The sequence below is a fragment of the Streptomyces sp. NPDC047017 genome (genome assembly GCF_040644175.1).
GTDB lineage: Bacteria > Actinomycetota > Actinomycetes > Streptomycetales > Streptomycetaceae > Streptomyces.
In genome coordinates this window covers 209709-221353 of sequence record NZ_JBEYVW010000007.1, presented here as the reverse complement: position 1 = coordinate 221353, position 11645 = coordinate 209709, and the positions used below count along the sequence as shown (strand labels likewise).

Sequence of the window (11645 nt, the reverse complement as noted above, 5' to 3'; positions counted from 1 at the left end):
GGAGAACCGACCCGACGACCCCAGGGATCGCCCATGCTTCCGCTCTCCTCCTCGCAGGAGATCGTCTGGCTGCACGAGCAGATGCAGCCCGGCAGCCGCGCCTACAACTTCACCGCCGCACTCGACCTGTGGGGCACCCTCGACACCGCCGCACTGCGCCGCGGACTCGACGCCACCCTGGCCCGCCACGCCGGCCTGCGCCTCGAACTCGTCGCCGCCGAGGGGTCCGTACCGGGGCAGCGGGTCGCGCGGGAGTGCCGCCCGAGGCTGCGCACCGTCGACCTCGCCGGGGAGGACGACCCGGAGGCGGCCTTCGCGCGGCTGCTGCGCACCGAGGCCGAGACCCCGCTCGACACCTTCGAGGCACCCCTGATCCGCTGGACGCTGGTACGGCTCGCCGAGCGCCACCACCGGCTGGTCCACGTGGAGCACCACCTGATCCACGACGGGCACTCCTTCGCGATCCTGCTCGACGACGTCTTCCGCGTCTACCGCGCCCATGTCCTCGGCGAATCCCTGGAGCTGCCGCCCGCGTCCTCGTACGCGCACCACGTCCTGACCCGTACGAAGGCCCCCTACGCACCCGAGTCCCTCGACTTCTGGCGGACCGAACTGCGCGACCAGCCCCACGACCTGCCGCTGCCCGGCCTGGCCCGCCCCGGCGCCCGCCGCCGGCACCACGGCGGCCAGCTCCGGCAGACGATCGGCGCCGACCTCGCCGAGCGGCTGCGCGCCCACGCCCGCTCCCGCGGCCTCACCCCGTTCGCCACCCTCCTCGGCCTGTTCGCCGAACTCCTGCGCCGGCACAGCGGACGCTCCCGGATGACCATCGGCACCGCCGTCGGCAACCGCCCCCTCGGCTACGAGGACGCCGTCGGCATGTTCGTCAACACCATCCCGCTGCCGCTCGCCCTGGACGCCGCCGCCCCCGCCCAGGACACCATGGACGAGGTCACCGACACCCTCATCCGCGCCCTGCCGCACCAGGACGTCCCGGTCCAGGAGCTGACCCGGGCCCTGGGCATGCACACCTCCGGCGCCGACAACCCGCTGTTCTCCGTCATGTTCAGCGCCCACGACGCGCCACTGCCCGAGATCGACGTACCCGGCCTCGACATCACGCTCTTCGAGGGCTTCAACACCGGCACCACCCGCTTCGACCTCGACGTGGTGCTGCTGCCCGACGACCGGCGCGGGGTCACCCCCCGCCACGGCGCGCCCGGCATGACCCTGGTCTGGGACTACGACGCCGACCTCTTCGGCGAGGACACCGCCCGGTTGCTCGCCGGCCGCTTCCTGGACCTGCTGCGCGCCTACCTCGACCGTCCCGAGGCCGCGCTGGCCGACCTGGCGCCCGCCGCGGTGCTGCCGCCCGCCGAGGCCGTGCCCGTCCCGGCCGACCGCGACCCGCTGGACCCGGTGGCCGCCCACCACCCCTCCCTGCCCGCCCTGCTGTGCGGCGCCCGCCGCCTCACCTACGGCGAGCTGGACGAGCGTGTCGGCGCGCTCGCCGAGCGCCTCGGCGCCGCGGGAGTGCGGCCCGGGCAGCCGGTGGCCGCCGTCCTGCCCCGGGGCACCGAGTCGGTCGTCGCCCTGCTGGCGTGCCTGCGGACCGGCGCCGTCTACTGCCCGCTGTCCCCGTCCGACCCGCCGTCCCGGCTCGCCCTGCTCCTCGAACGGCTCGCCCCGGCGCTGGTCCTCACCGGCGACGCCACCCCGGCGCTGCCCGGGACACTGCCGGCCGCCCGGATCGACGCCCCGGTACTGCCCCCCGCCCACGAGGCCGCCGTACTGCCCGGCACCACCTACGTCATCCACACCTCCGGCTCCACCGGCACACCGAAGCCGGTCGCCGTCGGCCGCGCGGCCCTCGAACACCATCTGACCGCGGCCGCCGACCGGTTCGGCCTCACCCCCGCCGACCGGGTACTGATGTTCGCCCAGCCGTCCTTCGACGTGGCGCTGGAGGAGGTGCTGCCGACCCTGCACGCCGGCGCCTGCCTGGTGCTGCCCGAGCACGAGGTGCCCACCGGCCCCGAACTCGCCGGCCTGCTCGCCGCCGCCCGCGTCACCGTCGCCAACCTGCCCACCAGCTACTTCCTCGCCACCCGCGAGGACCTGCGCGCCGTGCTGCGCGACGAGACCTGGGCCCCCAGGCTCCTGGTCCTCGGCGGCGAGCGCCTGCCCGCCGAGGCCCTGCGCGGCGTCCTCGCCGACACCGACGCCACCGTCCTCAACGTGTACGGCGTCACGGAGGCGGCCATCAGCTCCACCGTCCACGAGATCTCCCGCGACGCCCTCGCCGAGGGCGCCGAGATCCCGCTCGGCACCGAACTGCCGGGTGAACGCGTCCACGTCCTGGACGACCACCACCGGCCGCTGCCCTCCGGCGCGGTCGGTGAACTCGCCATCGCCGGGCCCGGCCTCGCCGAGGGGTACGCGGGCAACGCGGAGGCGACGGCCGCCCGGTTCGTCACCGTGGACGCGCTCGGCGGCGAGCGCGTCTACCTCACCGGCGACCTCGGCTACCGCGGCCCGGACGGCCTGCTGTACTTCCTGGGGCGGCGCGACAACCAGATCAAGCTGCGCGGCCACCGCATCGAGCTGGAGGAGATCGAGGCGGCCGCGTCCGCGGCGCTCGGCGGCCGCTCCTGCGCCGTGGTGCTGGACCGGGAGAGCCCCGGCGGGCCCCGGCTGGTCGGCTTCCTCGAAGACGGCGCCGACCGCGCCGACCTCGACGAGCGGGTGCTGCACGCCGAGCTGAGCCGCCGGCTGCCCGGCCCGCTCGTGCCCGCCCGCTGGGCACGGCTGGCGGCGATGCCGACCCTCGCCGGCGGCAAGCCCGACCGCACGGCCCTGGCCCGCCGCGCGGCGGCCCTCGACCCGGTGACCGGCATGGAGCCCGGGACCGGCACGAAGGCGGGGACCGGCGCGCGGACCGGAATCGGCACGGCAACCGGTGCCGAGGCCGCTGCCGCCTCCGATGAGGCGCCGGAGGCCGCCGCCGTGCCCGCCGCCGCCGTGCGCGACGACCCGATGACGGCCCTGCTCACCGAGGGCTGGCGCACGGTGCTCGGCCACAGCGGCTTCGACACCCGCTCGCACTTCTTCCGCAGCGGCGGCCATTCCCTGCTGGCCGCCGAACTGGCGGCCTGGCTGGAACCGCGGCTGGGCACGCGCCCGCCGCTGAAGGTGCTCTTCCGCAACCCCGTCCTCGCCGACCAGGCCGAAGCCCTCGCCGCCACCGCCACCCCCGCCACGGAGTCGTGATGACCATGACCCAGCCCCCGGCCGCCGCCACCACGGCCCCCGACCCCGCGACCGACACCGCCACGGCCGCTGCCACCGCGCTGAGCATCGCCCACGGCCCCGCCGCCGAACCGACCTGCGTGCTCGCCCGCTTCGAGGACTGGGCCCGGCGCACCCCGCAGGCCCCCGCCGTCATCGACGGCGCACGCGAGTGGACGTACCAGGAACTCGACACCGCCGCCGCACGGACCGCCGCCGCCCTGCGCGACCGCGTACGCCCCGGCGATCTGGTCGGGGTCTGCCTGGACCGTTCCACCGCCCTCGTGGTGACCGCCGTGGCGCTGGCCCGGATCGGCGCCGTCTACCTGCCGCTCGGCCCCCGCCCCGGCGAGCGCCGCACCCAGGCCGTCACCGAGGACCTCGACGTGGCCTGCCTCATCGGCGAACCCGGCACCCTGCCCGCCGGCCACCGCGGCGGGGAGCACACCCCGCTGCCCCTGCCCACCGACGGGGTGAACGCCCCCGCCACCGCGGTGGCGGCCTTCGCCGCCGACGGCCGCGGCACGCGGCGCGCCCCCGACGGCGCCCTGTACGCCGTCCTCACCTCCGGGTCCACCGGCCGCCCCAAGGCCGTCGCGGTGGCCGAGGACTCGCTGTCCGTCACCCTCGACTGGTACCGCGCCGAGACCGGCCTGGCACCCGGCGACCGGCAGTCCCTGCTCATCGGGGTCGCGTTCGACCCGCACCTGCTGGAGCTGTGGGCCGCGCTGACCTCCGGTGCCGCCCTCGTCCCGGCCCCCGACGACACCCGCTGGGACCCGCAGGTGCTCACCGACTGGTGGCGCGACACGGCCCTCACCGTGGCCGTGACCGCCACGCCCACCGTGGAACCCCTGCTGGACCGGCCGTGGCCGCGGGGCCTGAAGCTGCGGCACCTCGTCGTCGGCGGCGACCGCATGCGCCGCCGCCCGGGGCCCGACGTCACCGCCACCGTCCACAACGCCTACGGCCCCGCCGAAGCCACCGTCGTCACCACCACCTGCGCCCTGCGCGGCGACGACCCGCGGGCGGGCGAGGAGACCCCGCCGCCCATCGGCACCCCGCTGCCGGGCGTCACCGTCGTCGTCACCGACGGCGAGGGCCGGCCCGTCGCCCGCGGGCAGGACGGTGAACTGCGCATCGGCGGCCACGGCCTGGCCCTCGGCTACCTCGACCCGCAGCTCACCGCACAGCGGTTCACGGCCCCGCCGCAGGACCTGGCGCTGCCCGTGGGCGACCGCCTCTACCGCACCGGCGACCGGGTCCGGATGGACGCCGACGGCACCCTGGAGTTCCTCGGCCGCCTCGACGACCAGGTCAAGATCAGCGGGGTGCGGATCGAACCGGCCGAGGTGGAGGCCGCCTTCGAGCAGGACCCCCGGGTGCGCAGCGCCGTCGTCACCGTGCTGCGCGACGACTCCGGTCACGCCCGCCTCGTCGCGCACGTCCGGCCCGCCGACGCCGCCGAACCCGAGGCCGCCGACCTGCTCGCCGGGGTCCGCGCCTGGCTGCCCGAGCAGGCCGTACCCGGCGCCGTGCGGATCGTCGACGGCTACCCCCTCGACGCCAACGGCAAGGTCGACCGGGCCGCTCTCGCCGCCCAGGCCACTGCCGCCGCCGAGCCGGCCGCCACGGACGGCCTCGCCGGGGCCACCGCCACCGAACGGTTCGTCCTGACCACCGTGCGCGACCTGCTCGGCCGGCCCGGCATCACGCTCGGCGACCACTTCACCGACGCCGGCGGCACCTCCGTCGCCGCCGCCCGGCTGCTCGCGGCCGTCGAGCGCGAGACCGGCGTACGCCCGCGCGCCCACGAACTGCTGCGCAGCACCGACCTGCGCGCCTTCGCCGCCCTCCTCGACCAGCGCCGCACCCCGCGACCGGAAGGAGCCTGACATGACCCGCACGACCCCGCAGCCGGACGGCACGGCCGACCACGCCACCCCCACGGCCCCGCCCGCCGCGCCCGCCCCGTCGCCCGCGCGGGCGACGACCCTGCCGGCGCTCGTCGCGCGGCGCGCCGAACGCACCCCGGACGCCCTGGCCGTCGTCGACGGCGACACCGCCCTCACCTACGGCCGGCTCGTCCAGGCGGGCCGCGCCCTCGCCGCACACCTGCGCGAGCACGACGTGACCCCGGGCGACCGGGTCGCGCTGCTCACGGCCCGGTCGGCCCGTACGGTCGTCGCGCAGCTCGCGCTGTGGCTGGCCGGAGCCGTGTGCGTGCCGCTCGACCCCGCCCAGCCCCGGCCCCGCACCGAGGCGATGATCACCGACGCGGAGGTGACGCTCACCGTCGGCGACGCGAAGCTGCTGGACGCGGCCGCACCCGCCGGCCCCGTCCTCGCCCTGCCCGAGGAGCCGCTGACCAGCGGCTCGGCCGAGGACGCGGCCGACCCGGACAGCGCGGCGTTCATCATGTTCACCTCCGGCTCCACCGGCCGCCCCAAGGGCGTCGCCGTGCCGCACGGCGCCATCGCGGAGCTGGTCACCGCACCGGAGTGGGTCACCCTCACGGACCGCGACCGGGTGCTGTTCCACTCGCCCATGACCTTCGACGCCTCGACGTTCGAGGTGTGGGGCGCGCTCGCGGGCGGCGCCGCGGTCGTCGTCTGCACCGAGCAGCGGCCCTCCCTGGAGGACCTGGCCCGGCACGTCGAACGCCACGGTGTGACGGTGGCGTTCTTCACCACGGCCCTCTTCCACCAGCTCGCCGCCCGCCGCTCCCGTGTCTTCGCCCAGCTCCGCTCGGTCGTGGTGGGCGGCGAGGCGCTGGCCGCCGCCCCGGCCTGCGAGGTGCTGACCGCCTTCCCGTGGCTGGAACTGGTCAACGGGTACGGGCCGACCGAGACGACCACCTTCGCCACCGCCCACCGGGTCACGCAGCGCGACTGCGACGCGCCGGTGCCGATCGGCCGGCCCATCGCCGGGGCCACCGCGCACGTCCTGGACGACGAGGGACGCCCGGTTGCGGACGGCGAGCGGGGCGAACTGTGGATCGGCGGCAGCCGGCTCGCCCTCGGCTACACGGGCCTGCCCGGACTCACCGCCGAACGGTTCGTCGACCACCCCGCCGCCGGCCGGCTCTACCGCACCGGCGACATCGTCTCCGTCCGGCCCGACGGCATCCTCGACTACCACGGCCGCAACGACGACCAGGTCAAGGTCCGCGGCTTCCGCATCGAGCCCGGCGAGGTCGAGCACGCGCTGCGCCGGCAGCCGGACGTCGACGACGCCGCCGTGACCGTCGACCGTCCGGGCACCCCCGAGGCGCGGCTGGTCGCGTGCGTCGTGGCCGCGCCCGGACCCGTGCCGCCCGCCGGCGCGCTGCGCGAGCGGCTGGCCGCCGAACTGCCCGCCCATCTGGTGCCCGACGCCGTCACCGTGGTGGAGCACCTGCCCCTCACCCCGTCCGGCAAGGTCGACCGGCGCGCGCTGACCGGACTGGCCCCGGCCGCCGGGGACGGCCCCGCCGACTCGCCCGCGGCGCCGATGACACCGCTGGAACAGGCCGTCGCCGAAGTGTGGAGCCGGGCCCTGGGCAGCGAGGTCACCCGCGCCGACGCCGACTTCCTCGCCCTGGGCGGCCACTCCCTGCTCGCCCTCGCCGTCACCGACGACCTGCGCGAGGAACTCGGCGTCGAACTGGCCCTCGCCGACTTCTTCGGCGCCCCGACCGTCGCCGCACAGGCCACCCTGGTCGAAAGCGCCCTGCTGGCCGCGCACAGCGACCTCCACCCCGAGACCCGGGAGCACAGCGATGCCCACTGACGCCGACCCCTCGGCGCGGACCGAGCAGCAGCGACTCCAGCGGGAACTGCTGCGCCGGGCCCGCGCCGGAGCCGCCCGGCCCACGACGGCCGCCGCCGCTCCCGGCGCATCCCCGGCCGGCCCCGGCACGGACACCGCCCCGGCGGACATGGCCGCGTCGGACACCCTCGCGCCGGGCACCGCCCGGCCGCACGCCCGCTTCCCGCTCTCCCGCGCCCAGCGCCGCATGTGGCTGATGGAACGGCTCGGCGGCGCGGGCGACTCCTACCACGTACCCTTCGCCACCCGGGTGCGCGGCCCCTTCGACCCGGCAGCGTTCGCCACCGCCCTGACCGCGCTGGTGGCCCGGCACGGCATCCTGCGCACCCGCTACGCGGACCAGGACGGCGAGCCCTGCCAGGAAGTGCTTCCGGCACCGGCGTCCGTCCCCGTCCCCGTCGCCGACACCGCCGCGCCGGACCTCGCGGCGGCGCTGCGCCGAGAGGCGGCCCGGACGTTCGACCTCGCGGCGGGCGAGGCCGTACGGGCCCTCGTCCTGCGCCACGGCCCGCAGGACCACACCGTCGTCCTGACGTTCCACCACATCGCCATCGACGGCGGCTCACTGGAGACGGTGGCCGCCGAACTCGCCGCGCTGTACACCGCGGCCACAGGCGGCACCGGCCGCCCGGAACTCGCCGCGCCGCCGCAGTACGCCGACCACGCCTGCCGCGAGCACGACGGCATCGCCGGCCTCGGGGCGGCGCTGGAGCGCTGGAGCGGCCTGCTGGCCGACGCCGCCCCGCCCCGCCTGCCCCACCGCCAGGGGGCACCCGCGCCGCACACCGCCGAGCGGCCGGCGGCCGTGCACACCGTCCCCCTCGCACCCGCCCTGCCCGACGCCCTGCGGGCGCTGGGCGCCGAGCGGCGCGCCACGCTCTTCGCGGTGGCGCTCACCGCCGCCTTCGCCGCACTGCACCGCCTCACCGGCGACGACGACCTCGTCATCGGCGTGGCGGGCACCCACCGCAGCGGGACCGCCATGCGCGGACTGGTCGGCCTGTGCGTCAACACCCTGCCGGTACGGGTCGACGCCTCCGGCGACCCGTCCTTCGCCGAGCTGCTGCGACGGGTGCGTGACGCGCTCCTGGAGGCCCAGTGCCACCGGCACATCCCCTTCGACCTCGTCCTGGAACGGCTCGGTGCCGCGGCGCGCGGCACCGACGGCACCGCACTGGTCCGCGTCACCTGTGACGTCCTCGGCGAGCCCACGGTGCTGCGGCTGCCCGGCACGACGGCCGAGTACGTCGACGTCACCACCGGCGGCGCGAAGTTCACCCTGTCCTACGGCCTCGGACTGGGGGACCCCGCACAGCCCGAGGCGCTGGTCCAGTACGACCGCGGCGCGCTGGACGACGCCGTGGCGGAGGCGACCGCACGGGACTACGCGGCCCTGCTCGCCGCGGCGGCGGCCGACCCGCGGCGCGCGCTGAGCGAGCTGCCCGGGCCCGCGGCCGGTGCCCACGCCGGTCCCGAGGCCGCGCCCGGGACCGACCCGGCTCCCCGCACGCGGCCCGAGAAGGCCACGGACCCCGAGAAGGTCCCGCACCCCGACAAGGCCAAGCAGCCCGCCCCCGCGGCGAAGGAGGCTCCCGGCACCGGCCATCCCGCGGAAGAGGCACTGCGCGCCCATCCGCGGGTCGCCGACGCCACGGTGGTCAGCGCCGCCCAGGGCCCGGCCCTGGCCTACGCCGTCCTGCACGACAGCGTCGGCCCGTCCGGTCAGGAACTGCTGGGGCTGCTGCGCCGGTCACTGCCGCCCGAGACCGTACCCGCCACGGTCACGGTGCTCGACGCGCTGCCGCGCACGGCCGACGGCGCGCTCGACCGCACCCGGCTGCCCGGGGTGCCGCAGCCGCCCGTCCCGGCCGGCCCCCGGGCGGAGGCCGTCACCGAGACCTTCGCCGCGCTCCTGGGCCACCACCCGTCCCCCGACGACGACTTCTTCGCCCTCGGCGGCCACTCCCTGATCGCCGTGCAGCTCGCCGAACGGCTGCGTACGCGGCTCGCGCTGCCGCTCACCGGCCTCGACGTGCTCCAGGCCCGTACGCCCCGGGCGCTCACCGCGCTCCTGGAGGAACGCGCGGCGCGGCAGAGCGCGGCGAAGGCCGTGAGCGGGGCGGCCGGCCGGGCCCGGTCCGGGGCCGTCCGCCCGGGAACGGTGCTGGTCACCGGAGCGACGGGCGGAGTGGGCGCGTTCGTCGTGCGCGAACTGGCCGCCCGGGGCCGCCCCGTGCTGGCCCTGGCCCGGCCCGAGTCCGCCCACCTGATCGCCGCCGAGGGCGTCGACGTGGTCGAGGGCGACCTCACCGACCTGGCCGGTCTGCGCGACGCCGTCGCGAGCGCGGACGCGATCGTCCACGCCGCCTGCACCTTCACCCGGCACGAGATCGACGTGGCGGCCATGGCGACGATGGCCGATGCCTGGCGGCGCGGCCCGTTCGTGTTCGTGAGCAGCGTCGACGCCTACGGGCACCCGCGGGCCGCACAGGTCGCCGAGGAGTCGCCGCCCTGCGAGCCGGTCAGCCCGTACGGGCGGGCCAAACTCGACTGCGAGGCCATGGTGCTGCGCGCCGCCGGGACCGAGGGGCGCGGGGGAGCGAGCGCCGTGCGCTCACCGATCGTCTGGGGCGCGCACGACCGGCTGCGCGAACAGCTGCGCTGGGGCGCCCTCGGCGGGCTCTACCAGGCGGCCCGGCAGGGCGGACCGCTCGCCCTGCCCCGCCCCGGCACCGGCGGGCACCCCTGGTACGGGGTCGCCTGGGTGCACGCGGCCGCCCTGGCCCGCGCGGTGGCCGAGTGCCTGGACCGCCCCGTGCACGGCGTCGCCAACGCCTGCAGCGGCCACGTCTCCTGGCGCGACCTGGCCCACGACCTCACGGAACTGCTCGGCTCCCGCGCCGAGTTCGAGGAGACCGACGAAGTCCCCCAGGACCTCGACCACCGCTGGCACTACGCCGGCGCCCGCCTGGCCCGCCCGCTGCGCGCCCGCCCGGGGGAGGACCGCCGGACCGTGCTGGCCGAGATGCTCGACGGCATGCGGCACGGCGACGGCTGACACACGGACGTACCCCGCACGAGAGACCGGCGTTCTCGTGCGGAGTACGCCTGTTCCGGCGGGGGACATGGCGCCCCCACGGGGGCCCACCCGGTGCTCGCCGCGCCCGAGGGCCCGCCTACGATCGCCCCATGACCACCTGGAGCCGGTGCCTGGACGCGGCGGGGATCGCGGAGCCGGAGCTGCGCGGTGACTACGGCGCCCAGCGGCGGCTGGTGTCGAGCGCCCGCCGTACCTCCTACCTGGCGGCGAGGACGTTGCTGCCCCCGGCGCTGCTGCCGCACGTGGTGGTGGCGACGGCGGTGATGCACCAGGGCGACGACCTGCTGGACACGGGCCCGAAACCGCGGCGGGCCGCGGCCTGGGCGGCCTGGGAGCAGGAGATCCGGGACGGCCTGGACACCGGGCGGAGCACCCTTCCGGCGGTCCGCGCGCTGCTGCGCACGATCACCGCGCACCCCCGGCTGCGCGGCGTGGTCGAGACGTACCTGTCCACCGCCACCGCCGAGTTGGAGTTCAGCGGCTTCGCCGACGAGGCCGGGTTCCAGGCGTACGTGGACGCGTACTCACTGCCCGCCTTCCTGCTGATCGGTGTGCTGCTGGCCCCGCCGGCGGACGACGGAGGCTACCGGGACGCCTGCCGCGCCGTCATCGAGGCGAGCCAGCGGCTCGACTTCGTCAACGACCTGGCCGAGGACGTGCGAGAGGGCCGACTGGGCGTCCCCGCGCGGACGTTGGAGCGCCACGGGGTCACCGCGGCGGACATCGCGGCCGGCCGCACCCCGCCGGGCCTCGCCGCCCTGGTGGAGGAGCAGGTCGGCGCCGCCCGGGCCGCCCTGCTGGCGGCCCGCACGCTCCCCGCCCTGACCACGTCCCCGTACGCCCCGCTGATCGGCGCGATCGTCGAGACCGAACTGCTGACCGCGGACGCCGCGCTCGCCCGCGGCCCCCGACTGGTGCACGGCTCGGCGAGCCCGCCCCTGCCGGGCGCGCTGCGGGTCCTGCTGCGCGCCCGCCGCAAGGCCCGCGGCCACCGCGGGGCCTGAACGGCGGACGGCCGTCCCGGTGGCGGCCGTCGTACCGGCTACGGCGGGCCGGCTACGCCGGGCTGGGCGTCCGCCCGTCCATCTCGGTGGCGGAGGCCGCGGGGGAGTGGCTGGACCGCACCTGGAAGAGGCGGGGCTGGACGTCCGTCGCGATCTTCGCCGCCTGGTCCATGTGGACCCGGGCCTCCGGGTCGGCGAGCATCGCCCGGTAGTGCTCCTCCGTCTCCCACTGCGCGTAGTTGATCACCCGCCGGCCGTCGAGCGAGGCGTGGAAGTTGGCGCAGAGGAAGCCGAGCCGGTGCTTCATCGTCTCCTCGGTGGCCCGGGCGAGCAGCTCGATCAGCTCGTCCTGACGGTCGGGGGAGACCGTGAACACATTGATGAGGGTGGCCACGGGACGGGTCGCGTCGACCCGGACGGTAACGGTCATGGGGTTATTTCTC

The 11645-nt window shown here is 77.0% G+C and carries 6 protein-coding genes; 5 read left to right on the top strand and 1 reads right to left on the bottom strand.

Going from position 1 to position 11645, the window contains the following annotated elements:
• Positions 1–33: 33 nt before the first annotated feature.
• The 5 genes from ABZ858_RS14565 (at position 34) to ABZ858_RS14545 (ending at position 11202) form a co-directional block, all read left to right on the top strand.
• Entirely contained in the window at positions 34–3270 is a 3237-nt protein-coding gene (locus tag ABZ858_RS14565; RefSeq protein ID WP_361376750.1) for an amino acid adenylation domain-containing protein, read from the top strand.
• The gene (locus tag ABZ858_RS14560) at positions 3270–5183 is read left to right on the top strand and encodes an amino acid adenylation domain-containing protein (protein ID WP_361376747.1); all 1914 of its coding nucleotides are present in this window, start codon (positions 3270–3272) and stop codon (positions 5181–5183) included. The genes ABZ858_RS14565 and ABZ858_RS14560 overlap by 1 nt, the downstream gene beginning before the upstream one ends.
• 1 nt (position 5184) lies before the next feature.
• Positions 5185–7059: a non-ribosomal peptide synthetase gene (locus ABZ858_RS14555; RefSeq protein WP_361376744.1), complete on the top strand. Its 1875-nt coding sequence runs from the start codon at positions 5185–5187 to the stop codon at positions 7057–7059.
• The gene (locus ABZ858_RS14550; RefSeq protein WP_361376741.1) at positions 7049–10156 is read left to right on the top strand and encodes a condensation domain-containing protein; all 3108 of its coding nucleotides are present in this window, start codon (positions 7049–7051) and stop codon (positions 10154–10156) included. The genes ABZ858_RS14555 and ABZ858_RS14550 overlap by 11 nt, the downstream gene beginning before the upstream one ends.
• Positions 10157–10287: 131 nt before the next feature.
• Complete coding sequence (locus tag ABZ858_RS14545; protein WP_361376738.1) at positions 10288–11202, top strand: squalene/phytoene synthase family protein; 915 nt, start codon at positions 10288–10290, stop codon at positions 11200–11202.
• A gap of 52 nt (positions 11203–11254) precedes the next feature.
• On the opposite strand, the gene ABZ858_RS14540 is transcribed toward ABZ858_RS14545, so the two are convergent.
• The gene (locus tag ABZ858_RS14540) at positions 11255–11632 is read right to left on the bottom strand and encodes an antibiotic biosynthesis monooxygenase (protein WP_361376735.1); all 378 of its coding nucleotides are present in this window, start codon (positions 11630–11632) and stop codon (positions 11255–11257) included.
• Between the last annotated feature and the right edge of the window lie 13 nt (positions 11633–11645).